Here is a 25,361-nt window from a genome sequence, read left to right on the forward strand (position 1 = left end):
ACCTCCGCACTGCCCGCACCTCCGTACCGCCCGCACCTCCGTACCGCCCGTACCGCCCGTACTCCAGGAGAGACCCCGTGCCCGACCCGCACGCCCCCGACCATTCCGCTCTGCTGCGCCGCAGCATCGAGGTGATCACCGGCAACCAGCACTCCTCCGGCGCCTACCCGGCCTGCCCGGAGTACGAGGTGTACCGCTACTCCTGGCTGCGCGACGGCTCGTTCGTCGCCGAGGCGGCCTCCCGGGCGGGGGCGGCCGGCAGCGCGGACGCCTTCCACCGCTGGAGCGCGAAGGTCCTCACCGACCGGTCCGCGCGCATCGAGAAGCTCGTCGCCGCGGTGCGCCGCGGCGAGCAGCCGGCCGAGGGCGACCGCCTGCCGACGCGTTACACCCTCGAAGGCGAGGACACCGGCGAGGTGGGCTGGTGGGACTTCCAACTCGACGGCTACGGAACGTGGTTGTGGGCGCTGACCGAGCATCTCGCCCGGCACGAAGGGGATCACGCGCCGTACCGCGAGGCGGTCCGGCTCACCATCGGCTACCTGGCCGCCAGTTGGGCGACGCCCTGCTACGACTGGTGGGAGGAGTACGCCGACCAGGTGCACGGGGCCACCCTGGGCGCGATCCGCGGCGGCCTGCACGCGGTGCGCGCGTCGGGAATGGCGGCCTCGGTCGGCCTGGACGACGTGTGCGCCGACACCGTCGACGCCATCGACGCGATGATCGAGGAACGCGGCCTGTTCGACGGCCACCTGGCCAAGTGGCTGGGCAGCAAGCAGGTCGACGGCAGCCTGCTGGCGTGCCTCACCCCGTTCGGCAACGTCCCGCTCGACGGGCCCGTCGCCCGCGCCACCGTGCACGCCGTGGAACTCGACATCGCCCAACCCGGCGGCGGCGTCTACCGCTACCTGGGCGACACCTTCTACGGCGGCGGCCAGTGGCCGGTGCTCGCCGGCTTCCTCGGCTGGCACTACGCGCGCACGGGCCGCAGGGACGACGCCCTGCGCGAGCTGGACTGGATCGCGGCCCAGGCCACCGCCGAGCACCTGCTGCCCGAACAGGCCCCCGGCGTACGGCTCCAGGCGCCACGCCGGCTGCCCGAATGGGAGGAGCGCTGGGGGCCCAACGCCACCCCGCTGCTCTGGTCCCACGCCATGTACCTGATCCTCGCCGACGAACTGGGAGTCACCCCGTGATCCGCCACCGCCCGCACGGCTCAGGCCACCCCTACCAGCCCACCGACGACCAGCGTGTCCCCGCCACCCCGCTGGCCGGACAGGGGTTCGAGGTGCGGGCCTCCACCGGCCCGCAGGTCACCGCCGTGGTCTGCGAATGGCTGACGGAGGACCGTGCCCTGCTGCTGACCGCCGCCGTGGAGAGCGGCGAGGAGCAGGACGCCGCGCCGGTCGGCGACTCCGGCGGCGACAGCGACAGCCACCTCGCCGCAGCCGCCTCCGGCGCCGCGCGCCAGGACCGCAAACGGTGGGTGGCCCGCCCGGAGCCGCTGGCCGAGGGCGCGTCCGCGCGCTACCGGTTCGTCGCCACGCACGCGGACGGGCGTACGCACAGGACGAGTTGGTACAGCGTCAGCCCCGCCGTCTGGCACGAGGGCGCCACCGGGCTCACCGTCACCGGGGCCGCCGCGACCCGCCTGGTCGAGGGCAGCACCCGCACGCTGACCGCGGGCGACGGCACCCCGCTGCGAGTCCGCTTCGCACTGCGACTGGCGCCCGCCGAGCACGTGGTGGGCTTCGGCGAGCGCTACGACGCGGTGGACCAGCGCGGCCGCTCCCTGGACGCGCAGGTCTTCGAGCAGTACAAGGGCCAGGGCTTCACCAGCCGCAGCTACCTGCCGATGCCCTTCGCCATGGTCGTCGGCGGCGACGGGTGGGGCTTCCACGTCCGCACCTCACGCCGCACCTGGTACGACGTCGGCGCCGCGGAAGGCGACCGGCTGTGGATCGAGGCCGAAGTGGGCCCGGACGGCGTGCTCGACACCGCCGGCTACGCCGGCCGCGCCGACCAGGTGCTCGGCGCCTTCCTCGACGAGACCGGCCGCCCCGAACGGCTCCCCGACTGGGTGTTCGGCCTCTGGGCCAGCGGCAACGAGTGGAACACCCAGGCCCGGGTGATGGCCGAGATGGACACCCACCGCGAACTGGACATCCCGGTGCGGGCCCTGGTCATCGAGGCGTGGAGCGACGAGTCCACCTTCACCGCCTTCCGTGACGCCCGCTACGACGTGCACGAGGACGGTTCGCCGCACCGGCTGGCCGACTTCACCTTCCCCGCGGAGGGCGCCTGGCCGGACCCCAAGGGCATGGTCGACGAGCTCCACGCGCGCGGCGTCAGCGTGCTGCTCTGGCAGATCCCGCTGATGAAGATGCGCCCGCACCCGGCCGGCCAGGCCGCCGCCGACGCGCGCGCGATGATCGAGAACGGCTACGGCGTCCTGGAGGAGAACGGCGCGCGCCCCTACCGCAACCGCGGGTGGTGGTTCCCGCTCGCCCTGATGCCGGATCTGACCGATCCGCGGGCCCGCGCGTGGTGGCTGTCGAAGCGCCGGTACCTGGTCGACGAGATCGGCGTCGACGGCTTCAAGACGGACGGCGGCGAGCACGCCTGGGGCGCCGACCTGCACTACGCCGACGGCACGGCGGGCGACGCGGGCAACAACCGCTACCCGGTCGAATACCCGCGCGCCTACGGGGAGTTGCTGAAGGAGTGCGGCAAGGCGCCGGTCACCTTCAGCCGCGCCGGCTTCACCGGTTCGCAGACCGCCGGCGCCTTCTGGGCCGGCGACGAGGACTCCACCTGGGCCGCCTACCGGCACTCGGTCAACGCCGGAATCACCGCCTCCGCGTGCGGCATCCTCTACTGGGGCTGGGACCTGGCCGGCTTCTCCGGTGACGTTCCGGACGCCGAACTCTATCTGCGCGCCACGGAGTTCTCCACGTTCGTCCCGATCATGCAGTACCACTCCGAGTTCAACCACCACCGCCTGCCGCTGCGTGACCGCACCCCGTGGAACATCGCCGAACGCTCCGGTGATCCGCGGGTGCTGGAGGTCTTCCGCCGCTACGCCAAGCTGCGCGAGCGCCTGGTCCCCTACCTCGTCGCGGAGACCGAGGCGGGGCTCGCCGAGAACAAGCCGCTGATGCGGGGACTGTTCTTCGACCACGCCGACGACCCGGCGATCTGGGAGCACCAGGACCAGTTCCTCCTCGGGTCCGCGCTGCTGGTCGCCCCGGTCACCGAGCCCGGTGCCACCGGTCGCAGCGTCTACCTGCCGGCCGGCGACTGGGTCGACGTGTGGACCGGCGAGCCCGTCACCGGCGGCGGGGCCATCGAGCGGCACGCGCCGTTGGGCACCATCCCGGTCTTCGCGACCGCCGCCCGCTGGCCGGACCTCGGCCCCCTGTTCACCGAGCCGGCCTGACCGCTCCAGCCGCCAGGCCCATCGCCGGTGGGAGCTCACACCTTGAGGACTTCCACGGTGGGGCCGCACAGGAGAGCCAGGTCCTCGGGGCCGGAGGTGAGAACGGTGCGCGGGTGAGAACGGTGCGCGGGTGGGCGGCGGTGCGGCCGAGGGCGACGTGGCGACCAGCACCCTGGCCGACCTGACCGTCTCCGACGTGCCCGTGGCCGGGCTGACCGCGTTCCACGGCGTGTTCGGCACGGCGGGCTCTGCCCCGGACGCGGGGCTCGACGAGGGGGACCTCTCCGACCCGTCCGGCGGGGCCTACCAGCCGGTGTCCTCCGCACGCGCCGGCCTGGACATCACGATCACCGGCACGTTCCGCGACACGGACGGGGCCGTCGCCTACGACGGTCCGGTCACCCGCCTGGAACTCGGCCACGTCGCCGTGACCTGCGAGCCCCCCACGGCGACGGACACGGGTACGCCGACGGATACGGGTACGCGCACCCCCACATCCCCCACACCCACGCCGACCGGGTTCGAGTCGTGCCCGCCCAGGGCGACGCCGAAGCCGCACCACCCCGGTGGCGGTGGCTACGGGCGGCACGCGAGCGCGTAGGCGTCCGGCCCGGCTCTCCGCCGGGTCGGTCACCCACGTGGGTCCACCGGGTCGCGGCATCCGGTGGGCTCGCGGAGCGTGAGGAGCGTTCCTGTGACCGGAGGGCGTGGTGCCGTGGGTGACGCGATCGGGCAGATGCTGGCGTCCGCCGTGGGGATCGCCATCAGCCCGTTGCCGCTGATCGCGGTGATCCTCATGCTGGCCACGCCGAAGGGACGCGCCAACGGCATGGCGTTCACCGCCGGGTGGATCGTGGCGCTCGCCGTGCTGGTCTCGGTGGTGGTGCTGGTCGGCTCGGGCGGGGACGCCTCCCATGGCGACGGTGGGCCGGGGCGCTGGACGTACTGGCTCAAACTCGCGCTCGGGCTGGTGTTCCTGCTGCTGGGCGCCGGGCAGTGGCGCCGGCGTCCGCGCGAGGGGCAGGAGGCGGCGCCGCCCGGGTGGATGCGGGCGATCGACGGTTTCTCGCCCGCCAAGTCCGCCGGGTCTGGCCGCGGCGCTCGCGGTGGCCAACCCGAAGAACCTGGTCCTCGCGATCGGCGGCGCCGTCTCCATCACCGCCTCCGGCGCGAGCACGGGCGGCAAGACCGTCGCCGCCGTCCTGATGGTGCTCGTCGCGTCGCTGTGCACCCTGCTGCCGCTGGGCACGTACCTGCTGGGCGGCAGCCGGTCCGAGGCCGTACTGGGGGAGTGGCGCACCTGGATGGCCCGGCACAACGCGGCGATCATGACGACGGTGCTGGTCGTCCTGGGCGCCAAGTACGTCGGCGACGCGATCAGCGGTCTGACCCGGTGAGCGCGAGCAGCGGTGCCGCGGCGGCCCCGGCACGCGAGAGCGGCCGCTGATGGCCGGGGACGACGACCCCGCCACCGGGTCCGGACCCGACGACGCCCACCGGTCGACCGCGGAGGGCGCGTGGTGGGAGCGGGGCGAGGAACCCGACTACCGGGCCACCCTGGCCAACGAACGCACCCTGCTGGCCTGGTCGCGTACCGCGCTGGCGTTGCTGGCCGCCTCCTTCGTCGTCGTCAATCTCACCGTCATCACGCCGCGCGCCCTGCGACTGGCGCTCGGCGCCTATCTCGTCGCCCTGTCGGGCGGCGTCACGGTCACCGGATACGTCCAGTGGCGCGTCCGCCAGGCCCGGATGCGCCACCGGCTGCCCCTGGGCCGCGTCGTGAGCCCGCCCGTGCTCACCGCGGCGCTGCTGGTGCTCGCCGGTTTCGTCGTCGCGGTCATCGTCATCGCGTCATGAGGAGGTGGATCGGTGGCCGTACGACCGCACCCGCTGGTCCGCGTCCGGTCGACGCTGTCCGGCGTGAGCGGCCCGGGCGCCCGGGGCGACCTGCTCGGCGCGCTGACCGCCTGGGCCCTGATCGTCCCGGAGTGCGTGGCGTACGCGCAGATCGCGGGGGTGCCGCCGCAGAACGCCTTCTACGCCGCGCCGGTCGCCCTGGTCGCGTACGTCCTGCTCGGCCGCTCCCGGTTCCTGATCATCGGGGCGACCTCCGCGGCGGCGGTGCTGTCGGGTGCGACGGTCGCGGACATCACGTCGGACCCCAAGCGGGCGGTGGGCCTGTCGGCGGCGCTCGCGGTGATCGCCGGCGGTGTGCTGCTGGCCGCGGGGCTGGCCCGGCTCGGGTTCGTGACGAACTTCCTCGCCGAACCGGCGCTGTACGGCTTCCTGTTCGGGATGGCGCTGACCATCGTGGTCCGCCAGGCCGCGAAGATCGTCGGGGTGTCCAGCGGCGACGGGCAGTTCTTCCCCCGCGTGTGGACGCTGCTGCGGCACCTGCCCGACTGGTCGCTCGCCTCACTGGCCGTCGGGGCCGCGGCACTGGCGGCGCTGTTCGCGCTGGAGCGCTACGTCCCCAGGCTCCCCGCGTCCCTCGTGGTGCTGGTCGTGGCGCTGGCGGTGTCCGCGGCGGCCGGGCTGGAGGACCACGGGGTGGAGGTGGTCGGGAAGATCCCCTCGGCCGTACCGGTGCCCCACCTGCCCGGTATCCCGGCCGCGGACTGGTGGAAGCTGGTCGGCGGGGCCTGCGGGGTGTCGCTGGTGGTGTTCGCCGAGGCGTTCAGCATCGCCTCGCGGTTCGCGCGCGAGCACGGCGACGAGGTGGACGGCAACCGGGAGATGGCCGCGGTCGGATTCGCGAACGTCGCGGTCGGCTTCGTCCGCGGCTTCGCCGTCTCCGGCAGTGCCTCGCGCAGCGCCGCCGCCGAGTCCGCCGGCGCCCGCTCCCAGCTGACCTCGCTGATCGCCGCCGTGCTCATCCTGCTCACCGGCGCCTTCCTCACCCCGCTCTTCACCGACCTGCCCGAGCCGGTGCTCGGCGCGATCGTGATCGTCGCCGTCCGCGGCTTCCTGTCCACCTCCGAACTGCGGCGCTACGCCCGAGCGGACCGGGCGAGCCTGGGGGTGGCGCTGACCGCGCTGGCCGGGGTGCTGCTCTTCGACCTGCTGCCCGGGCTGCTGCTGGCGGTGGCGCTGTCGCTGGTGCTGTTCATCGCCGCCGCCAGCACCGCGCACCTGTCGGTCCTGGGCCGGCTGCCCGGCGGCCGGCTGTACGGCGACACCGCGCAGCACCCCGGCGCGACCACCGTCCCCGGGGTCCTCGCCACCCGGCTGGACGGCGCCTTGTTCTTCGGCAACGCCGACCGCACCCGGCTGGGCCTGCTCGCGCTGGCCTCGGCCGCCCACCCCCGACCCCACACCGTCGTCCTCGACCTGGGTGCGAGCTACCACCTCGGCGTCCCCGTCCTGGACACCCTGGACGAGCTGCGCGCCGCCCTCGACCGTCAGGGCAGCGCCCTGCACCTCGCCGGTCTGCGCGCGGTGGCCCGCCCCGCGTTCGACCACCACCGGCTCGCCGCCCGGCTCGGCCCCGACGCCGTGCACGCCACCGTCGAGGACGCCATCGCCGCGGTCGCCCGGCCGCCGGCCGGATCGCAGAAGTGAGGGCCATGCGCAACCCGCTGTCCGCCACCGGCCGCCGCCGCTCCCGCCGCTCACCCCGCGCGGCGTGGCCCAACCGCGGCCTGGCCGTCGTGCTCGTGGCCGCCGGGGCGCTGCTGGGCTGGTGGCTGCCGCACCTGGAACGGACCAGGAACCTCGGCGGCCTGTCCTACGACGCGTCCGCCGCGCAGGCCACCCTCGGGGCGATCGCGTCGGGCATCATCACCCTCACCGGTTTCGTGCTGACCGCCGTCACCCTGGTCGTCCAGTCCGTGCAGAGCATGTCGTCCCGGCTCGCCGGGGTGCTGGGCTTCTTCGAGCGTTCGCTGGTGCTGTTCGGCGCGCTGACCGGCACGGCCGTGTACTCCCTCGTCGTCCTCGCGCAGGTCCGCGAGCACCATGTGCCGGACCTGGCGGTCACGTTGGCCATCGTCTTCGTCGTCCTGTCCACGGGCACGATCCTGCGCACGCTCGCCGGGCTGCGGGAGGTGATCACCGGCGGCGGCCTCGTACGCGCGGTCGGGCAGCGGCTGCACGAGGCACTCGACCGCGTCTGGCAGGACACGGCAGCAGCGGAGCCGGCTGCCGGGCCGGGCGCCGGACCCGAACCGGAGGGTGCCGTGGTCACCGCGACCGCCGGCGGCATCGTCCAGCGCATCGACGGTCCCGCCATCGCGGCGGCCGCGGCCGGCAGCGGCCTGCACGTCACCTGCCTGACGGCCGTCGGCAGCTTCGTCGAACCCGGCGAGCCCCTCCTGCGCGTCACCCCCGGGCCGCCGGCCGAGTCCGACGCACGGCGCCTGGTCCGCGCCGTACGCCTCGGGCCCTCCCGCCGTATCGACCACGACCCCGCGTACGGGCTGCGCCTGCTCGTCGACGTCGCGATCCGGGCCCTGTCACCCGCCGTCAACGACCCGACCACCGCGGTCCAGGCCCTCGACCAGATCGAAGCGGCCCTGCTGCGCCTCGCCCCCCGGCCGCTCGGCCCGGCCACCCTCCGCGACCGCGACGGCGCCGCCCGCGCCACCATCCCCCGCCCCGGCTGGAGCCAGCTCCTCGACCTGGCCCTCGCGGAGATCCTCGGCTACGGAGCCGGCTCCCTCCAGGTCCAGCGCCGCCTGCGGGCCCTGCTCGACACGGTGCAGCGGACCATCCCGCCCGCCCGCGCCGCCACCCTCACCCCCTACCGCGCCATCCTGGACCCGACCATGTCCGAAGCCGCCACCACCCCCGACCCCCAGGGCATCGGCGGCCCCGCCCCCATCCGATGACCCCCGCACCCGGCCGCGGCGCCCGGCGCCCGGCCGGTCGAACTGCCGGGTGGGTTCGGGTCAGCGTTTGATGCCCACGCCTGCGAGCAGGCTGATCTCGGCGTCCGCGATCTCCGCACCGGGGGTGGCGGGTTCGGTGGAACGCCAGCGGTGGCAGCAGCAGATGCCGGGGTCGATCAGGTCGAGCCCGTCGAAGAAGCGGCGGACGTCGCTGTGCGAGCGGAACTGCACCGGGGAACCGGACTTCGTGTAGACCTCCGCGACCCTGTTCCAGGTGACGGGGTCGAAGTCGGGCGTGCAGTGGTTCATGGCGAGGGCGCTGCCCGCCGGGAGCGGGTCGAGCAGGCGGTGCACGATGGCGTACGGGTCGTGCGGGTCGGTGATGAAGTGCATGAGCGCGTTGAGGGAGAGCGCGATGGGCTGGTCGAAGTCCAGGACCCCCGCGTCCTCCACGGAACTCATCAGCGCGTCGGGGTCGGTGATGTCGGCCTCGACGTAGGCCGTGCGTCCCTGGCTGGTGCTGCGCATGAGGCGTTCGGCGTACTTCAGGACGAGCGGGTCGTTGTCCGCGTACACCACGCGGGCGTCGCTCGCGACGGACTGGGCCACCTGGTGCAGGTTGGGCTCGGTCGGTATACCCGTGCCGATGTCGAGCCACTGGCGGATGCCGTGCTCCTGGGCCAGCACCCGGGTGGCCCGGTGCATGAACGCCCGGTTCTCGCGCGCGGTCACGTAGATACCGGGGTGGGCCTGGGCGGCGACCAGGGCGGCTTCCTTGTCGATCTCGAAGTGGTCCTTGCCGCCGAGGAAGTAGTCGTACATCCGGGCCGAGTGCGCCTTGCTCGTGTCGAGGTCGCGGCCGGCCTGCCTGGTGGTCATGTTCTCCCCTTCATGCGTGTGTCTGTCGGCCCGCGGGCCGTGGACGGGACCGGTGTCGTCGTCCCCCCCCCGGGCCCGCGGGCCCGGGGGCGGGACCGGTGTCGTCGTCCCTTCCGCTCACCGTCGGATCGCCCGGCGGCTCCGCTCACCGTCGGCTCAGCCGGCGGCCAGGTGATCGGCCAGCCCCTCCTTGACGCCGCGGACGAACGCGGCGATCTCCTCCGGCGTGTAGATCAGCGCCGGGCCGGCCGGATCGGTGGACTGCCGTACGGCCACGCGGCCGTCGGCGAGTTGCTTGGTCTCGACACACTGACCGCCGTTCGGCCCGCTCCAGGGGCGCTCCCAGCCTTGTTCCCCGAGATCGCGCGCCGGCATGCCGTTGTAGACGCTCTCGTCGGTCATCGTCATGAGTACTCCTTGCGCATGCGGTTCAAGAGGGTCTTGCTGTCCTCGGAAGACGTCAGCAGCGCCATGCGGTTGTGTGCCTCGAGATGGGAGACGACGTCCGCGCGCTGGTCAAGGTAGACGGAGGCGGAGAGAAGCTCGCTGTAGACGATGTCGGGCAGTTCGGGTTCCTCGAACCGGAAATAGGTGAACGGGGCGCACGCTCCGACATGCGCGCCCGCACTGAAGGGCACGATGTCGAGGCTGACGTGCGGGAGTTCGGAGGCGTCCAGCAGCCGTTCGAGCTGCTCGCGCATCACGTGCGGGCCGCCCACCACCCGGTGCAGGACCGATTCGTCCATGACCACCCACAGCGTGGGGGCGTCCGCCCGCTCCAGCAGGCTCTGGCGGCGCAGCCGCAGCTCCACCCGGCGTGCGAGCTCCTCCTCGCTGTCGTTGGGGAACCCGCCGCGCAGCACGGCGCGGGCGTAGTCGTGGGTTTGCAGAAGGCCCGTGACGTACTGGGGTTCGTACGTGCGGAGGGTCTTGGCGCCGGTCTCCAGGCTGACGTAGGCGGTGAACCAGCTGGGGACGGCGTCGCGGTAGGAGTGCCACCAGCCGGGCTTGTTGGCCTGCTCGGCCATGTCGACGAACTCGTCGATCTCCTGGCGGTCCGCGCCGAACGTCTGCAGGAGCTTCTCCGCGTAGAGCGGCTTCAGGGCGACCTCGGCCTTTTCCAGCCGGCGGATCGTCAGGGGGGTCACGCGCAGGGCCTTCGCCGCGTCCTCCAGCGACACACCGGCGCCCAGCCGCATGTCCTGCAGCCGACGGCCGAGGATCATCCGCAGGACCGTCGGCGCGCTGGTGCCGGAACGGGCTTCGCTCACGCCCAACCCCCTGAGTGATCGTCAACAAAGCCATTCTTACAGCCATTTGATGATGACACCAGAGTGATACAAGCGCTGCTGAGATTATCAGGGAGTCGGTTGCAGCGTGAGCTATCGCACGCGCATAGTGGACCTGTGAGCGGTCAAGGCACAGTAATGACGCAGAATCCGGTGCCGGAGAGCACGCGTGATGTCGATCCCGTCGTCGGCCCCCCACCGCTGGTCACGTGCCTCGGCGCACGCCTCGCACCGCTCGCGCCGCAGTCCCGTATCCCCTCACCGCGCCCCGCCCCCCGGAGGCGCTGGAAGGCGACACCCGTGACTCTGTCCACGCCCTCCCCTCCGGCCCCGGCCTTAGCCGGGACCGTGCCGTGCCGGGAGTACTGGTTCGGCCTGCCCGCCCTGCGTTCCAGCGTGAGACCCGCCCGCGACACCGTGCGGGACCGGCTCCGCGCGTGGCAGCTGCCCGACGACACCTGCGGCGACGCGGTGCTGCTGGTCTCCGAGTTGACCACGAACGCCGTGCTCCACACCGGCAGCGGTCAGGTCCTGTGCGGCCTCACGCTGACCGGCGACCAGCGGCGCCTGCGGATAGAGCTGCACGACGAGGGCCGTACTCCGGTCCTCCCGCCTGAGCACCGCGCCGGCCCCGGCGAGGAGAGCGGGCGAGGGCTGTTCCTCGTCCAGCAGCTCGCGGACACCTGGGGCTCCGCACGCTCGACGCGGGCCGAAGGAAAGGTCGTCTGGGCAGAGTTGACGGCCCACCCGTGACGCTGTGGGGAACGGTCGGCCGCCGCACCGGACCGGTCGCGCCGACCCGCGGCAACGACCGCACGCCCCCGCCGCGTTCACCGTTGCGCGCGGCGGAACCCCTCCCACTCCTCCTCGTTCTCCTCGCGGAAGGTGCCCATGACTCCTCACGATGACGCCGCTTCTTCCGTCGTGCTGTACGTGTGCGCCGACCGAGCCCGGTGCGCGCCCGGGGAGGCCACGCAGCGCGCGCAGATCGAAGGGCACGCGTTCGCCGAGGAGCGCGGACTGACGATCTCCGAGGTCATCACCGACCCGTACGGCGAGTCCGACCCGGCCCGGCGCAGCGGATGGCGGCGGGTGAGACAGCTGGCACAGACCGGCCACGTCGGCACGGTGCTCGTCCGCTGGCCCAGCGCCATCGCCCCGGAGTCCGCGCACGAGCTGCGGACCCGCGAGGCCGAGTGGCTGCGCGCCCAGGGTGTGCACGTGCGCTACACCTGGGCGCCCTTGTCGTCGGGGTGCTGCGAGACCGGCTGACGTCACTGGCCGGTCGGCGGCCGGCCTGCGGCGGGTGGCCGGTCAGGGAAACGGATGAGGGTGGGGGTTGATCTCCTCGGGGAGCCGGCGGGGGGTGTGGCCGAGGGGGTTCGGGGCGGTCAGGACGCGGTCGAGTCCGGCGATCCGGCGCAGGTGGTGCCCGAAGGTCATCGGGAGCAGGCCGGGCACGAGGACCTTGACGCAGGAGAGGTCGGACGCGGCGTGCACCGGGGTGGTCTGGTCGACGACGATCGCTTCGAGGCCGGACGCGGCGAACCGGCCCACCACCTCGTCGAGATCCGCGCGCAGGTCGGCGTGGAGCGGCCAGGCGTAGTGGTCGGCGAGTTCGCGCAGGTCGCGGCGCTCCTGGGGCGGGCGGCCGCCGGGGGCGAGCAGGAAGTCGAGGCGGCGGGCGGCGATCGGGTCGCAGTGGAGCAGCGCGTGGTCGTCCATCAGGCGGACCTGCTCGGGGTCCTCGCGCATCCGGGCGGCGTCGGCCACGCGCTTCGGGTAGATCAGCCGGTACGCCTCGATGGCGGTGACCAGTTCGTGCAGCGCGCCGAAGACACCCCGTTCGGGGTCGAGCCCCGAGCCGCCGGCGCACAGCACCCGGGGGCGGGGCGCCGCCGGTTCGCTGCCGGGAGCGGAGGCCGGTCGGGCGTCCACGGCGGCGGCCCAGAAGCAGGGGATGCGCTCGGCGCCGGTCACGTCGAAGACCTCGACGCGGTAGCCGGTGCGCTCCTGGATACGGTCGGCGAGCAGCCCGATCCGCCGGTCGCGCGCGGAGCGCAGGTCGAGTGCGGGCGCCGGGAGCCGGGCGTACCAGGTGAGCAGGAACGCGTCGCGCTCGGCGAGTTCGAGCAGGCCGTACAGGGCGGCCTCCTCGACGCAGCCGCCGAGCGCGCAGCCGTTGGAGATCTCGGAGACGAACGGCCGGGCGGACCGCGGGTGATGCCGGCCGAGCCGGTAGTACACCAGGCTCTCGGGGACCAGGACCGGCTGCTCGCGGGTGAGGGAGTGGCCCCAGACCCAGGGCAGCACGAGGTCGGGGTGGTAGGGCTGGAAGGGGAAGCCGGGTTCCTGGTAGCGGTGGGGTTCGTGGCCGCCGGTGGTCGCCGGGTCCAGTACGGCGCCGGGGTGCCGGGCGGCGAGTTCGCGGTGGCTGCCGCGCACCACGGTGCGCCGGCCGCCGGGGCGGCCTCCGCCGAGCCGCTCCAGTGCCTCGGCGATCGCGGTGACCCGGGCGGTGCGGAAGTCGAGCGCGCGGCCGTAACCGCCGTCCACCGACTCGGGCGGGCCGACCTTGGCCTCGGCGAACGGCAGCGTGTGCAGTCCGCGGGCGCGCAGTCCCTTGAGGACGCCGGTCTCGTCGTCGGCGTAGCGGGCTTCCAGCACGGCCCGCTCCGCGCGCAGGTTCCTGACCCGGGTGACCGCCGGGTCCGGCTTGGGCCGGGTGACGCGCGGGATCGTGGCGTCGGCGGGGGAGTCGTCGGGCAGGCCGCCGCACTCGGGGCAGAGGGGGTCGGGCAGGAAGCGGTGCCGGGTGATCTCCAGGTCGCTGAGGCGGAGCATGGTGACGGTGTGCCCGGCGCCGGCGGTGGCGGGTGCGGCGGTGGATACGGTGGTGGGCGCCGCGGTGGTCGCGGCCGGAGTCGCCGCTGAGGTCGCCTCGGCGGTCGCCGCGGTGCTGAGCTGGTTCAGGGCGAGTCGCGCGGCGAGGTCGGCGGCGATCGGGGTGAGCAGGGGCGAGACCGTGCCGGTGAGGCGGTTGCCGTAGGTGGCGTGCAGGGCCGCCGCTTCGGCGGCGTCGTCACGTGCCCCGGCGCGGCGGGCGGCGAGGCATCGGTGGCAGCCCGGCGTGCCGGGGCGGACCAGCGGGCCGATGACCACGCGGTCCAGTTCCGCGACGACGAGCAGGAACGGGGCGCCGGCAGCGGCCAGTTCAGGCGTGTGCGCCGCCGCCGCGTCGGGTGTGTCGGCGGCCAGCAGCCGTACGTCGCTCAGGAGCTGCGCCTCGCTCCGGGGCCGCGCCATCGTGCCGGACCGGCGGACGAGCGCCTGGCCGAGCAGGCCGCCGTCGTGGTGCGTCCGGGGGGAGGTCGCCAGGAGGCCGTCAGTCATCGCAGCGCACCGTTCGTAGCAGGTAGGGCAGGATCGCGGTGGCGGCCGGATCGTGGTCGAGCGGCACGATCAGCGCGCCGTGCGTGGGGCCGCGCAGGTCGCGAAGTGCCGCCGCCACCGCCTCGGTGAACGTGCCGCCCGAGCCGAGTCCCCGGGGCGCGCCCGGTCCCCGCACGGATACGGCGGCCGCCGGCACCAGGTGGGCCGTGCCGCGCTCGGGGGACCACGCCCACAAGGAGGGCCCGCCGGGCCCCGGGACGAACCGCCGCGGGTCGAGGGCGAGCAGCGCGTACAGCGCCAGGGCGCGCGACGCGGTGCGCAGGCGCGCAGTGGTGAAGTCGGTTCCCGTGGCGTGGACCTGGTGCTCGGCACGGCCGGTGCGCGGGTCGCGGACCAGGGCCCGGGAGGCATGCCGGGGGAACTGCGGCAGCTCCCCCTCGTCCAGGTCCGCGAGCAGTCCGGCGCGCGGGTCGATGCAGCCGGCCGCGCGCCGGGAGAACTCCTCGGGGCCGACGGCCGGGCCGTCGCGCAGGGCGGTGATTCCGGCGAGGAACCGCGCCTCGGACTCCGGCGCCGCCGGCAGCGCGGCCGGGTGGGGGCGGTAGGCGTGGCGGGTGGTGGTCAGGGTCGCGGTGTCCAGCCGGACGAGCGGTTCAGGCTCGGCCGCCGCTCCGGTGGAGGAGTCGAGGAAGGCCCGCTGGAAGCGGTACGCCAGCAAGGTGGCGGCGAACTCGGCCCCCTCGGAGGGGTGTTGGGGGAGCGGAGTGGCGGCTTGCGTGCCGTGCACGCGCAGCCGGGCGCCGAGCCAGCCGCCGGCGGCGCGGTCGGGACCGGGGGAGAGCGTCGGGCCCAGCCACCAGGACTCCGCGTCATGGACGGCGGCGGCGAACCACAGGCCGTGCGCGCGGCAGTCCTCGTCGAGCCGGGCGACGGAGGGCGGATCATCGCCCGCCGACAGGAGCAGCAGCGCGTCATGGCCGCCGGCCGCCACCGCGGTCGCGGCCGCCGCGTGGTCGGCGACCGGCGTGACGGCCGGCAGGCCGGTCAGCCGCAGCGCGTCCGTCAGCGCGCCGACCGCGGCCGGCGCCCCGAGGACCAGCACCCGCAGCCGCGAGTAGGCGGCGGTGCGCCGCTCCGGGCCGGGGGCGGCCTGGTCCGTCAACAGGCCGTGGCTGTCGATGAGTCGAAGGACGCGGAGCACCATGGCGCTCCGGGCCGCGTCGAGGCCGCCGACCAGCTGTCCCACCGTGCGGGTGCCGTCCAGGAACGGAGCGAGCCGGTCCAGCCAGTCGGCGATGCCGGGGGCGGCGATCAGGTCGGTGCCCTGGCTGGAGCGCACGTAGACGGTGCCGCTGCCGCTCGGGGTCAGGAAGGCGTCGGCGCGCAGGAGGGGCGCGGAGTCGTAGGTGATCACGGTGTCCTCGGCCGGGGAGAGGTCGGCACGGTCGGGTGGAGCAGATGGCAGGCCGGTGTGCCGCTGCCGCGTTCCTGGCCGAGCAGAGCGGCGAGCAGCGTGGTGCGGTCGGGGGGCGTACGGGCGGGGTCGGCGCGGTCGGGGTCCGTACGGGCGGGCTGTGTACGGGCGGGGTGCGCGCCCAGCAAGGCGTCGGCGGCCGCGGTGTCGACGTCGCAGCGGAGCCCGGCGCCGAGTCCGGCGCGCGCGGCGGCCAGGCCGATCCGCTGGCCGATGATGCCCGCTCGCAGGTTGAGCATCTGGTACCAGCGGTCGCCGTGTTCGGGATAGCCCGACTCGTAGTCGCCGGTCACCAGCACCGCGCAGGCCGCCTCGTAGCCGGCCAGCTCGCCCGGACCGCCGGGTGGGAACAGGTTCCGGGGCGTGCCGTCCCCGGTGACCGGTACGAGCCGGCCCGTGTCCGGGTCGTGCCGGTGGCAGCCGGCCGGAAGTCCGGTGACGCGGTGGGCGACGACGTACAGGTCGCAGCCGGCGGGGGCGGCGTGGTCCAGGGGGATCGGGCGGGCGGCGTCCGCCAGGACGGTGAGCAGGACGGCCAGCGGAACGGGGACCGGTTCGAAGCCGGAGCGGGCCGAACGGCGGTGCAGCAGCGGGGCGTCGGGCGCGATCGCGCCGGGCGTCCGGGCGGTGACCACGGCGTGGACGCGCTCCGCTTCGGGGTCGAGGCCGAGCAGGCGGCCCAGTTCCCCGCCCGCGAACCGGGCGTGCGCCGTCGGCGCGGCGCCGGCCGACTCCAGCAGGGTGAGCGCCTGCCCGGTCAGCACGCCGGTGTCGAGCGCCTGCAGCCGGTGGCCGAACGGGCCGTAGCGGGCCAGGTTCGCGTCCAGCCGGCTGGTGATCAGCAAGACCGACTCGGGCTGCTCGGGCGGCGGCCGGTCCAGCGCGCGGGTGAGGTCGGCGCGCAGGTCGGCGCGGGAGAGGAGTTCGAGTGCGTGGGCCGACGGCAGGTAGTGGCAGAGCCCGGCGGCGCCGGCCGTGTACACCTCGGCCGGATACGTGCCGCCGCCGGACGGCACCGGCCGGCCGGCACCCACGCCCGCGCCGGTCCAGTCGACCCGGGTGACGCCGTTGAGCAGCGCGAGCAGGGCGCCCAGGCGCTCCGCGGAGGCGGCCGGATCGCGGTCGGCGGAGGGCGCATCGGGTGCGGTGGAAGGCGAGTCGGGGTCGGCCGGGGGCGGGGGGAGGACCGGCGGGAACGGCAGGGGGAGGACGGGCGCGCCCGGGTGGTGCTTGGGCGGGGCGCTGCCCGCCGCCGGGTCGATGGCGGGCAGCACCCGGCCGTACCGCGCGTGGTAGCGGCGGGCCGCCGCCCCTCCGGTGTCGGCGGGCGGCGGGTAGGACGGGTGGGCCGCGTCGGACAGGTCAGCCGGGTCGGACAGGTCAGCCGGGTCGGACGGGTCGGCCTGGTCGGACGGGTCGGCGTCGGGCCCGGGAGCCGGTGGCGCGGTCCTCATCCGTGCGTCCGCGCCGCCGCGGTGGCGCGCTCCGGCGTACCGGGGGTGTCCGCCGCGGTGGCCAGCACCAGTTCGAGCGCGCTGACCCCGTAGACCTCCTCCACCGCGTCGGCCGCGAGGTGGCAGAGCAGGTAGCGGGTCAGGCCGGGCAGCCCGAGACGGGAGAGGTGGAGATAGGTGTAGTTGAGCATCAGGCGGTAGCGCAGGAAGCGCGGGTCCCGGTACATCATCTGCTTGTACGTGGCGCTGCCGCTGATCGCCCGGTGCAGCGGGCTGGCGGTGAGCAGTCCGCCGATGCCGTTCTCCTCGTCGGTCGGGATCTCCGCCTCGGGGATCTCGCCGGCCTCGTACAGCGCGGTCCAGCGGCTGCCCAGCGGGTCGATCGCGGCCACCCAGCGCCGCAGCGCCGCCGCCTGGTCCGGCCCGGCCGCGGTGCCCGGCGGCTCGGGTTCGGCCCCGGCGGTGTCGAAGGCCGCGACCACGGCGCGCACCTGGTCGGTGAGCACCGCGCGGTTGGCCGCGTACCGCTGCGCGAAGGCGTCCCGCACCTGGGGGCCGACCGTGCTCAGGTAGCCCTCGGCGTGCGAGCGGAAGGAGACGAACCCGCGGCGGATCGAGGGGTCCTGCGGGTGCCGGCAGAGCGTGTGCGCGGTGGCGAGCATCAGGCGCAGGGCCAGCGTCTCGCGCGGCAGTCCCGCGGCGACGGCCTCCAGGTGCTCGAACATCAGGTCGTTGGTCCGCTGGTAGAAGAGGGCCAACTCGTCGGCGCCGACCGGACAGCCCAGCACGTCGACCCGGCGGTCGTGCTCCTCCCAGGTGATCGCGTGGTCCTGGTGGAAGGGGGTCAGCGGGCCGGGTTCCCGTTCGGCCGCGGCGAGGCGGCGGTGCAGCGGCAGCAGGGCGGCCTCGTCGAGGGGGGCCGCGGACGGCCGCGTGGCCAGATATCCGCCGATCAGCTCGGCGACGGCGGGCTCCACCAACTCGGCGAAGACGGCCGGCGTGGCCTGGACCACCAGCCGCAGATGGGGACCGCGGCGCCAGTGCCGCAGCACGTAGGCCGAGGCGACGTGACCGGCGCAGCGCTCGATCACCGGCCGTACGGCCTGGAGGATCAACTGGTCGGTGTCGTCACCGAAGTACGCGATGTGGGCCGCGCGCCACTGCGGCTCGTCGGTCGGCGGGATGGCTGCCACGGGGGTCCCTCCTTCGTGGTTCTCTGCGGTCCGGGCTCGTTGCCACGGGCTTTCGTCAGCCTGTCGCTACGGGGGCCGGCCTTACGGTGGTGCGGCGCCGTCGTGGCGCGCGGGGCCGCCGGCGCCCGTCAACTCCGCCACGGCCAGCAGCGCCAGGCCGCGCAGGGTCGCCTCCTGGCCGAGCCGCACGTCGAGGCGGTTGCAGGCCAGGTGGGTCAGATGGCCGGCCAGCCGGTCGGGGAGGGCGGAGTGCCGCTGGGCGTTCCGGCAGGCCGCGAGCCACTGGTGCACCGGGTCGGCGCCGGCCTGGCCGGCAGCTTCCCCCGGTGCCTGCGCGCGGGCCGCGCGGGCTGCTCGGGCGACGGCGAGCAGGGCGGCCCGCCGGTCGCCGTACCGGGCCAGCAGGTCCGGCGCCGGCCGGTCCGGCGCGACCGCCGCGTCCAGGCTGCCGGTCAGCAGGGCGAAGCAGTGCGCCGCCCGCCGTGCCGGGCCCCACTCGGCCAGCACCGCGGCGACGGCCAGTTCGCTGCAGGTGGCGAACGCGTCCTCGACGGCCCGCAGCGCCGCACCCCGGCCGTACTTGCCGTGCTCCGGCCGGTAGGGGTGGAAGGCGAGGCTGTCGTGAGGGGCCAGGGTGCCGGGTTCGCTCTCCGGCTCCTGGGCGGCCAACTGACGTGCCAACGCCTGGTATCGGCTTTCCGTCATGGCCGGTGACGGCGGCCGGGTACGGAAGAACGCGGCGGCGTGCGCGTCCAGCGTCGTGCGTACCGCGGGCTCCGCCGCCGGCGTGGTGAGGCGTACCCGCAGGCGCAGGTGCGGACCGCCCTGCCAGTGGCGGAGGAAGAAGAAGCGGTCGGCCAGGCCGCGTCGGCGCAGCTCCGCGACGGCCTCGGGGAGCAGCGCGCGCACCACCAGGTCGAGCGGGTGCCCGGTGAACACGTGGGCGCTGACCCAGCGGTCCTCGGGTTGCGGGTCCGATGCCGGGGCCGGCTGAGACTCCGGCTCCGGGTCCGGCCCCGGGTCCGGTACGCCTCCGGGCGGGCGGGTCAGCATGTCCGCGCCTGGCGGTCCGGCAGCGGGAGCGGGGCGGCGGGCAGCTCGACCACGAACTCGGTCGCGTACCGGCGGCCGTCCCGGTGGGCCGGTGCGTCGTGGAGGTCGGGCAGGGCCTCGGTGAGCAGCAGCGGGCGGCCGGTGGCGGCCGCCCGCTCGAAGACGCGGAGCAGATGGGCGTGGGCGAAGTCGACGTACACCGGCTTGCGGTCCTTGTCGTGCAGCGCGGGGCCGGTGAAGCCGTCGGCGGGGCGTGGGGTGAGGGTGCGCAGGAAGCAGCGCTGCGGCAGGCCGAGCGCGGCGCGCCAGGTGTGCACGCGGACCAGGTAGGCCGCGTCCGGCTCCCCGGCGGGGCGGGCCGGCGCCCGTCCGCGGTCGACGAACCAGGTCGCCCGGCGCAGCACGACGGCCCCCAGGGCGAGCCGGGGCATCCTCGTCCAGCCCGCGTCGGGCGCCGCCCCCGGGTCCGTACCCGGTGGCGCGGTCCGCTCCGGCGGGAGCAGCTGCCACAACTGCGGCCAGTCCGACCAGAAGGCGTAGGAGGTCTGACCGAACGCCTCCGCCAGCAACCGGGCCGGCAGCGGGAGCAGCGGCGTGGCGAGCAGGCCCAGGTGCAGCGGCCGTACGACGCGGCCGGAGGCGCGGTGGAGCAGGTGGAGGCGGCGGGTGCGGGGGTCGTGCACGACGTCCAGGTCGGCGGGGCGGATCAACCGCTCGGGGGGCCGGTGCGAGGTGGCGCCGTCCAGGTCGATCGCGTAACGGGTGGCCGCCGCCCGCTGGTTGAGGGCACTGCCGAAGGCGGCGTCGAACTCGACGTGGAGCGGGGTGCCCGCGGGAACGCCGTCGGGAAGCCCCTCGTGGGCTGCCTCGGGGCAGCCGGGGTCGGGTGCGGCAGCGTCGGGTGCGGCAGCCTCGGAATCGACCTCCTCGGGTTCGGCTGCTCCGGCCGCCGCGTCGAGCAGGCGGGCGATCCGGGTCCGGCCGGTCCCATGCCCGCAGGTGACCGTGTTGAGCACCAGGCCGAGCCCGGCGGTCGGGTCGTCGGGCAGGGTCTGGACGTAGTAGGCGTGGTGGTCGCCGGAGGTGTCCGGGTCGGGCCAGGCGCCGCACAGTTCGCCGACGGCCTGGGGTGCGAGACGGACGGTGCCGTCGTGCGCGGGCACAGTGCCGGCGATCAACTGGCGTAGCTCGTCCCGCCGTTGAACGTCGCGCTCGCTCGGAACGTGTGCCCCGGGTGCGGCCCACCAGGCACCGAAGTCCTGGAGGAAGCGGGTGAAGGGCTGCCGGAAACCGGGGCCGTACGCGGTCAGGGCGCGCTGCCGGAGTGCTTCGCGCGGCGGTGCGAGCGTGTCGAACGGGGCGAGCAGCGCGGGTATCCGTGCCAGGTCGGCGAGCGCCTGCTGCCAGCCGGCGGGATCGAGCACGGCGGCCGTGCCGACCGTGACGGTGTGGTGGAAGTACACCGGCCCGCGGTCCAACTCGTCCTTCGGGCCGATCAGTTGGAGGCGCCGGGCGGCATCCGTGGTGTGCCGGCGCAGGGCGGCGGCGAGGTCCCGGTGGGAGCCGGGCGCGGCGGCCCGGGCGGCGTCGATCCCGTCGCGGATGGCGCGCAGGTCGTCGAGCAGAGGGGTGAGGCGGTCGCGGTGCCGCGGTGCCGGCAGGTGGCGGCCGAGCCAGTCGTCCAGCGCGGCGGCGTCGAGTTCCTGGTCGGGCGGGCCGAGCCGGACCTCCAGCAGGCCGAGCCGGACCAGCCGGGCGATGACGGCGTCGGCGGCGGAGCCGGGGGAGCCGGCGGCGGGGAAATCGGCTGAGTCGGCGGGGAAATCGGCTGAGTCGGCGGGGCCGGTCGTGGCGCTCCCCGGGCCGGGCGCGCCGAGCAGGGCGCGCAGCCGTACGGGGCTGGGCTCCTCGTGGACCGCCGCCAGGATCGAGGCCAGCGCGGGTGTGGCGGGCAGGACGCGTACCTCGCCGGACGGGCCCGGCGCGGTGAAAAGCCACCGCTCACCCTCGGGGGAAGACACCGGTGTGGCCGACGGGTTGACGCGCAGCCGCACGGCGGCGCCCAGTTCGGGCACGTGGGCGAGGGCGGCGGCGATCCGGGACAGCGGCAGCAGACCCGCCTCGGCCACCTCGGCCCGGACGGAGCTCTCCAGCCGCACGCCGGCGCCGGCGTCCGCCTCCCAGCGGCCGAAGCCGACGGCGGCGAAGGTGGTCAACGGGCTGGGTTTGGCCATCGCGCGGCCCGCGTACTTGGCCAGCCGCACGGCCGCCCCGTCCAGCGGGCGCCGTTCGGGCGTGCCGCGCTCGCCCCAGCGCAGCAGGTCCTCGTACAGGTCGGGGCTGGCGTAGTCGAGACCGGTGGCGAACGCCGGGTCCTGGACGAGCGCGGCGAGGGCGGCCGCCGCCGACCGGGTCTCGACCGGTAGGACGCTGCCCAGTTCGGCGAAGAGCTCCGCCCGGGTGCGACGCAGATCGGCGTGGTGGTGGAGGCGCTCGGCGAGCGCGGTGCCGAGTACGTCCGGCGGGGCCGCCGCGCCCAACAGCGGTCCGATACGGGCGCCTTGGTGCACGGCGCGGCGCAGGCCCACCAGCCGGGCCTTGAAGGGGCGGGCCGGCTCGGTGCCGATCAGGGCGTACAGCGCGTCGCTCAGCCGGGCCGCGTCGACGGTCAGCCGCTGGTCCAACGACGCGACGCGGACGGCGAGTTCGGTGCTGCGCGGGATGCGGGACGCGTCGAGCGCGGTGGTCGGCAGCCCGGCGGTCCGCACTCCCACGGTCCGGTCGGCCGGGGCCGGAACGGGGGCGGGCGCAGGGGTGGTGACCGCGGGGCGACCGGTCGAAGGCGGCGTGTTCCGGCTCATCAGAACACCACGGGGATACGGAAGGCGGCGCCCGGGCGTGCCGTGCCGACGGCCACCTGGAAGAGCACGGTCTCCTCGCCCGAGGCCGCCCCGAGCAGGCGTTCGGCGCTTGCGGCGTCGTAGCCGTTGTGGACCCGCGCGGACAGGCCGTGCCGCGCCGCGACCACGCAGAGCAGGTGGGCCGCCGCCCCCGTGACCAGGTGCAGCCTGCGGAAGGCGTCGGTGCCGTGCCGCGCGACGGCGGCACCGCGCCGCACGGCGAGGTACGCGGTGCAGGAGGTGGCGCGGAAGTTCATCGACACCCGGCCCTCGGTCTGCCCGATCCGTTCGAGCAGCGGCAGCGGGTCGCCGTCGTGGATTTGGCGCAGGCGGCCGCCGCCGTGGACGTAGTGGCCCGGGGAGGTGCCGGCGACGCGCCGGACCAGCAGGTGGCAGGAGAAGCCGGTGAACGGCGCCGCGGCGAGGGCGGTTTCGAGATCGGTGAGCAACTCCCGTGGCGCGGGCACAGGTTCGGGGTCGAAGAGCGCGGCGCCGGAGTGGCGGGCGCGGAGCACCGAGGCCAGGTCGGGTGGCGGCCAGGCCGCCCGGTCGGCCGTGGGCGCCGCCGGTCCCAGGATCTCCAGGTAGCCCATGGGGTGTTCAGCCATGGTCGGCAGCCGGTTCGCGCAGAGGTCGTGCAGCGTCTCCCGGTCCTGGCCGGGCCGGGTGCGCAGGCCGAGCGCGGTGGCGACCAGGTGCACCGCGCCCAGCAGCATCCCCGCCTCCTGGGCGCACAGCCGCGGGGCGTAGTCGCCGTAGAGCCGGGCCGTCCGGGCGAACCGGCTGGTGATCACGACGTACCGCGAGGTGCCGGGTACGCCGTCCCGATCATCGCCCAACGACCCTGGCAACAGCACGAGTTGGTGGTGGAGCGGATCGAACCGGAAGGCCGCGGTGGGGGTGAGCAGGGTGAGCTCGCTCGGGTAGCGGCACCGCGCGGAGGCCACCGCGCGGTGCAGTGGCCAGCCGCCCGGGGTCAGGTCGTGCTGGAGCAGGCCGTAGGAGTAGTGCAGCAGCGCGGCGAGGACGGCCGGGTCGGCGAGGGTGACCGGGGAACCGGGGGAGGGCGCCAGGTGGAGCGGCGGCGGCGCCAGCGGGAGGCGCGGCCCGGGCGGGAGCGGGTCGGGCTCCGCGCCGGCCGTTCCGGGTGCCGGGTGTCCCGCCGCGAGCGTGGGCGGGATGGCCCGGCGGGAGTAGACCGCGTCCGCCCAGAGCGACGAGGGGAACGGGTCCTCGGTCGCGAAACTCCTTGCGGTGGTGGGGGTTCCGGGGGTTCCGGGGGTTCCGGGGGGCTCGGGAACCGTACGGGCCGTGCCGGCCGGCGCGGTTGGACCGGTCCCCGCGGCCGTGCCGGTCCGGCCGGCGGCCCCGCCGGTCACCGCGCCTCCGCGCCGAGGAAGCGGCCGGTGGGCAGATCCAGGACCGCGGCATCGGTCACCAGTGACGGGTCGGCGCCCTCGCCGGTGCCGTCCAGGCCCGCCACCCGGTGCAGCAGGTGCAGGCACAGCTGGTTGGCGGCGAGCGCCGCCACCGGGCCCCCGAGGTACGCACTCGGCTCCGGCGGGTGCGCCGGACCGCCCGAACCCGTGGCGCCGGTCGCGCCGTGATCGGGCCCACCATCCTGCGGTTCCACGGGGGTTGGAGGCTCCGAGGCGTCCTCGGGAACGCCCACCGAACTGATCACCACGCGGTCGCCCCGTCCCACCGCCTGCCCGTACAAGAGCCCGCCGCGGGACGCCAGCGCGCGGGCCCGGTCCGCCGGTTCCGGGTCCCACACGTCCGAGCCGAGCAGCACCACCCCGGCGTTCGCGGGCGGTTCGGAGGTCTCCGCGCCCACGGCTTCGTAGCGAAAGCACCCGCCCTCCTGCTGGAGCAGCGCCACGCACGCGCTCAGCCGGGCCGTGTCCCTCGCGGCATCCGGACCCTCGTCGGCCTCGCCGCGTCGCAGGCGGACATGGGCCACCCCCGAGGCGAGCAGGGCGAGGACCAGCGCGCGTGCCATCCGCCCGCTGCCGACCACCAGGGGAGCGCAGTCGCGGTACCGCTCGAAGCGGTGCTCGGGCGAGTCCGCGCGCGCCGCGACGAAGTCGATCAGCGCGGCGTGGTGGGCGCGTATCCGCGGGGTCAGGCCGTGCGGACGATCCGCCGTGGCGTCGCGTACGAAGCCCTCCCGGGCCAGCAGTTCCACCAGGGTGCGGACGTGCCGCGCGGCCTGTGGCGGGAGGTCGGCGGTGAGCTGGTCCAGGTCGCTGCCGCCGTCCAGGAACGGCCGCAGCCGTTCCAGCCACGGGTGGATTCCCGGCAGCGCGAAGGCCGCCGTGTGCCGGGGTCCGCTGATCACCACGCCCCGTTCGGAGGGCAGCAGATGCGTGTCGGGAAGCAGCCTCGGCCTCATCGCCACCTCCATCGGGGTTCCGCGGCGGGAACGTGTTCTCGCGGGCGAAAGGCGCGGGGAGGCGCCGGACGAAGCCGTGCCCACGACCTCCGGGCGGCCGACACTAGCTCAGCTCAATGGTCTAGTCCATCCCCTTCACAGACCCCATTCGTCACGCTAGTGTCCGAACTGGGCGCCCGAACATGCGTGTTGATGCTCCATTAGGTTCGAAAGGAGGGCTCTGATGAACGAGAACAGCAACGGCTCACCCTCGCTTGCTGCGGCGGTCGCCGACCTCGCGCTGGACCTCGACTTGGACTCGCTGGCCGGGGACGAGCACAGCCAGTCGCTCACGGCGGGCCACGGTATGACGGAGGCGAGTGCGTCCTTCTGCTGCGCTCCGCCGCCGAACTGCTGTAACTGCAGCTGTTCGTGAGTCGGTAGCGCGTGCCGGGCGGAAGGTCGCCCGGCACGCGCGTCGGCCCGGTGCCGGCCGGCCTCGCGCCGGTCGGCCCGGTGCCGGTCGGTCTCATGCCGGTCGGCCCCCGTGCCGGTCGGCTCCCCGCGTGCTCAGCTCCTCGCGTGCTCAGCGCTCGCGGTTCATCAGGCTGAGGACGGCGCGGACGAGCGCGGCCAGCGCGGAGTCGGACAGCGGTTTCGTCTCCAGCCGGAACTCCACGGTGGTGCGGCTGTTGTCGCGCTTGAAGCGGAAGGCGACGTGCAGGCGCAGGAAGGCGAGGACCCCGGCGAGGACCGCCAGGTCGGGGAGGAGGTCCTCGCCGCCCATCTGGTCGTCCTCCGGCGGGTCGTCGAGGATCTCCGCGACCAGGTCCCGCGCGGCCTCCTCGCGTACGAGCGCGGCCAGCACGCGGCGGGCGGCGGCCCCGGGATCGTCCGGCCGAAGCGGCGGGGCCCCGGCGCCGGCCTGGGCGAAGAGCTCCTCAAGGACCTGCTGTGCCTGCATCGTGTCCGTCACGCCGGTGGGGAAGGCCCGGCCCAGCTCGTGGGCGGCCTCCTCCAGCGCCAGCAGCGCGGCGCGGTCCGGCAGGGCGGCGGCCCGCTCGGCGTGGACGTCGTCGCCCAT

The 25,361-nt window shown here is 75.0% G+C and carries 22 protein-coding genes and 1 pseudogene; 11 read left to right on the top strand and 12 right to left on the bottom strand.

The window, feature by feature from the left end; all coding sequences use genetic code 11:
- Positions 1 to 77 precede the first annotated feature (77 nt).
- The 8 genes and pseudogenes from ACIPAE_RS23300 (at position 78) to ACIPAE_RS23335 (ending at position 8,268) form a co-directional block, all read left to right on the top strand.
- Positions 78 to 1,196, top strand: a complete 1,119-nt coding sequence (locus tag ACIPAE_RS23300; RefSeq protein WP_402447577.1) for a glycoside hydrolase family 15 protein — start codon at positions 78 to 80, stop codon at positions 1,194 to 1,196.
- Positions 1,193 to 3,439, top strand: coding sequence for a TIM-barrel domain-containing protein (locus ACIPAE_RS23305; RefSeq protein WP_402447579.1), 2,247 nt, complete (start codon positions 1,193 to 1,195; stop codon positions 3,437 to 3,439). The genes ACIPAE_RS23300 and ACIPAE_RS23305 overlap by 4 nt, the downstream gene beginning before the upstream one ends.
- Positions 3,440 to 3,569: 130 nt before the next feature.
- Entirely contained in the window at positions 3,570 to 4,040 is a 471-nt protein-coding gene (locus ACIPAE_RS23310; protein ID WP_402447581.1) for a hypothetical protein, read from the top strand.
- A gap of 195 nt (positions 4,041 to 4,235) precedes the next feature.
- A pseudogene (locus ACIPAE_RS23315) lies at positions 4,236 to 4,460 on the top strand (GAP family protein); the annotation flags it as partial.
- 85 nt (positions 4,461 to 4,545) lie between these two features.
- The gene (locus ACIPAE_RS23320) at positions 4,546 to 4,836 is read left to right on the top strand and encodes a GAP family protein (protein ID WP_402447583.1); all 291 of its coding nucleotides are present in this window, start codon (positions 4,546 to 4,548) and stop codon (positions 4,834 to 4,836) included.
- Between the two features lie 49 nt (positions 4,837 to 4,885).
- On the top strand, positions 4,886 to 5,296 hold the full coding sequence (locus ACIPAE_RS23325) for a YidH family protein (protein ID WP_402447584.1): 411 nt from the start codon (positions 4,886 to 4,888) through the stop codon (positions 5,294 to 5,296).
- Positions 5,297 to 5,308: 12 nt separating this feature from the next.
- On the top strand, positions 5,309 to 7,000 hold the full coding sequence (locus ACIPAE_RS23330; RefSeq protein WP_402447586.1) for a SulP family inorganic anion transporter: 1,692 nt from the start codon (positions 5,309 to 5,311) through the stop codon (positions 6,998 to 7,000).
- Between the two features lie 5 nt (positions 7,001 to 7,005).
- Positions 7,006 to 8,268, top strand: coding sequence for a DUF2254 domain-containing protein (locus ACIPAE_RS23335; RefSeq protein WP_402447587.1), 1,263 nt, complete (start codon positions 7,006 to 7,008; stop codon positions 8,266 to 8,268).
- A gap of 60 nt (positions 8,269 to 8,328) precedes the next feature.
- Here ACIPAE_RS23335 and ACIPAE_RS23340 read toward each other — a convergent pair whose 3' ends face one another.
- From ACIPAE_RS23340 to ACIPAE_RS23350, 3 genes are all read right to left on the bottom strand, one after another.
- Positions 8,329 to 9,147, bottom strand: a complete 819-nt coding sequence (locus tag ACIPAE_RS23340; RefSeq protein WP_366411150.1) for an SAM-dependent methyltransferase — start codon at positions 9,145 to 9,147, stop codon at positions 8,329 to 8,331.
- 156 nt (positions 9,148 to 9,303) lie between these two features.
- Positions 9,304 to 9,555, bottom strand: a complete 252-nt coding sequence (locus ACIPAE_RS23345; protein ID WP_329365264.1) for a DUF397 domain-containing protein — start codon at positions 9,553 to 9,555, stop codon at positions 9,304 to 9,306.
- Entirely contained in the window at positions 9,552 to 10,418 is an 867-nt protein-coding gene (locus tag ACIPAE_RS23350) for a helix-turn-helix transcriptional regulator (RefSeq protein ID WP_329365261.1), read from the bottom strand. The genes ACIPAE_RS23345 and ACIPAE_RS23350 overlap by 4 nt, the downstream gene beginning before the upstream one ends.
- Before the next feature lie 318 nt (positions 10,419 to 10,736).
- Between ACIPAE_RS23350 and ACIPAE_RS23355 the strand changes: the two genes are divergently transcribed.
- Together ACIPAE_RS23355 and ACIPAE_RS23360 are read left to right on the top strand one after the other, a co-directional pair.
- A complete protein-coding gene (locus ACIPAE_RS23355) occupies positions 10,737 to 11,189 on the top strand; it encodes an ATP-binding protein (RefSeq protein WP_329365259.1) in 453 nt (150 codons plus the stop codon).
- A 138-nt stretch (positions 11,190 to 11,327) separates the two neighbouring features.
- Positions 11,328 to 11,708 carry a hypothetical protein gene (locus ACIPAE_RS23360; protein ID WP_366412556.1) on the top strand — a complete coding sequence of 127 codons (381 nt, stop codon included), beginning with the start codon at positions 11,328 to 11,330 and terminating at the stop codon, positions 11,706 to 11,708.
- Between the two features lie 42 nt (positions 11,709 to 11,750).
- On the opposite strand, the gene ACIPAE_RS23365 is transcribed toward ACIPAE_RS23360, so the two are convergent.
- The 8 genes from ACIPAE_RS23365 to ACIPAE_RS23400 form a co-directional block, all read right to left on the bottom strand.
- Entirely contained in the window at positions 11,751 to 13,829 is a 2,079-nt protein-coding gene (locus ACIPAE_RS23365; RefSeq protein WP_402447589.1) for a TOMM precursor leader peptide-binding protein, read from the bottom strand.
- Positions 13,822 to 15,243 carry a hypothetical protein gene (locus tag ACIPAE_RS23370; RefSeq protein ID WP_402447591.1) on the bottom strand — a complete coding sequence of 474 codons (1,422 nt, stop codon included), beginning with the start codon at positions 15,241 to 15,243 and terminating at the stop codon, positions 13,822 to 13,824. The genes ACIPAE_RS23365 and ACIPAE_RS23370 overlap by 8 nt, the downstream gene beginning before the upstream one ends.
- Positions 15,240 to 16,757 carry a hypothetical protein gene (locus tag ACIPAE_RS23375; RefSeq protein WP_402447593.1) on the bottom strand — a complete coding sequence of 506 codons (1,518 nt, stop codon included), beginning with the start codon at positions 16,755 to 16,757 and terminating at the stop codon, positions 15,240 to 15,242. The genes ACIPAE_RS23370 and ACIPAE_RS23375 overlap by 4 nt, the downstream gene beginning before the upstream one ends.
- Complete coding sequence (locus ACIPAE_RS23380; protein ID WP_366412560.1) at positions 16,754 to 17,950, bottom strand: thiopeptide maturation pyridine synthase; 1,197 nt, start codon at positions 17,948 to 17,950, stop codon at positions 16,754 to 16,756. The genes ACIPAE_RS23375 and ACIPAE_RS23380 overlap by 4 nt, the downstream gene beginning before the upstream one ends.
- Before the next feature lie 81 nt (positions 17,951 to 18,031).
- Positions 18,032 to 19,003: a lantibiotic dehydratase C-terminal domain-containing protein gene (locus ACIPAE_RS23385; RefSeq protein ID WP_402447595.1), complete on the bottom strand. Its 972-nt coding sequence runs from the start codon at positions 19,001 to 19,003 to the stop codon at positions 18,032 to 18,034.
- A complete protein-coding gene (locus ACIPAE_RS23390; protein ID WP_402447597.1) occupies positions 18,997 to 21,864 on the bottom strand; it encodes a lantibiotic dehydratase in 2,868 nt (955 codons plus the stop codon). Before ACIPAE_RS23390 ends, ACIPAE_RS23385 begins: the two co-directional genes overlap by 7 nt.
- Positions 21,864 to 23,282 carry a hypothetical protein gene (locus ACIPAE_RS23395; protein ID WP_402447599.1) on the bottom strand — a complete coding sequence of 473 codons (1,419 nt, stop codon included), beginning with the start codon at positions 23,280 to 23,282 and terminating at the stop codon, positions 21,864 to 21,866. Before ACIPAE_RS23395 ends, ACIPAE_RS23390 begins: the two co-directional genes overlap by 1 nt.
- The gene (locus tag ACIPAE_RS23400) at positions 23,279 to 24,298 is read right to left on the bottom strand and encodes a hypothetical protein (protein WP_402447601.1); all 1,020 of its coding nucleotides are present in this window, start codon (positions 24,296 to 24,298) and stop codon (positions 23,279 to 23,281) included. Before ACIPAE_RS23400 ends, ACIPAE_RS23395 begins: the two co-directional genes overlap by 4 nt.
- 223 nt (positions 24,299 to 24,521) lie before the next feature.
- On the opposite strand from ACIPAE_RS23400, the gene ACIPAE_RS23405 reads away from it, so the two are divergent.
- Positions 24,522 to 24,713 (top strand): thiomuracin/GE37468 family thiazolyl RiPP peptide, encoded by a 192-nt coding sequence (locus ACIPAE_RS23405; protein WP_328468733.1) that lies wholly within the window; start codon positions 24,522 to 24,524, stop codon positions 24,711 to 24,713.
- Positions 24,714 to 24,863: 150 nt separating this feature from the next.
- On the opposite strand, the gene ACIPAE_RS23410 is transcribed toward ACIPAE_RS23405, so the two are convergent.
- Positions 24,864 to 25,361, bottom strand: a complete 498-nt coding sequence (locus ACIPAE_RS23410; protein ID WP_329365241.1) for a hypothetical protein — start codon at positions 25,359 to 25,361, stop codon at positions 24,864 to 24,866.

Source organism: Streptomyces sp. NPDC087270, assembly GCF_044744625.1.
Taxonomy (GTDB): Bacteria; Actinomycetota; Actinomycetes; order Streptomycetales; family Streptomycetaceae; genus Actinacidiphila.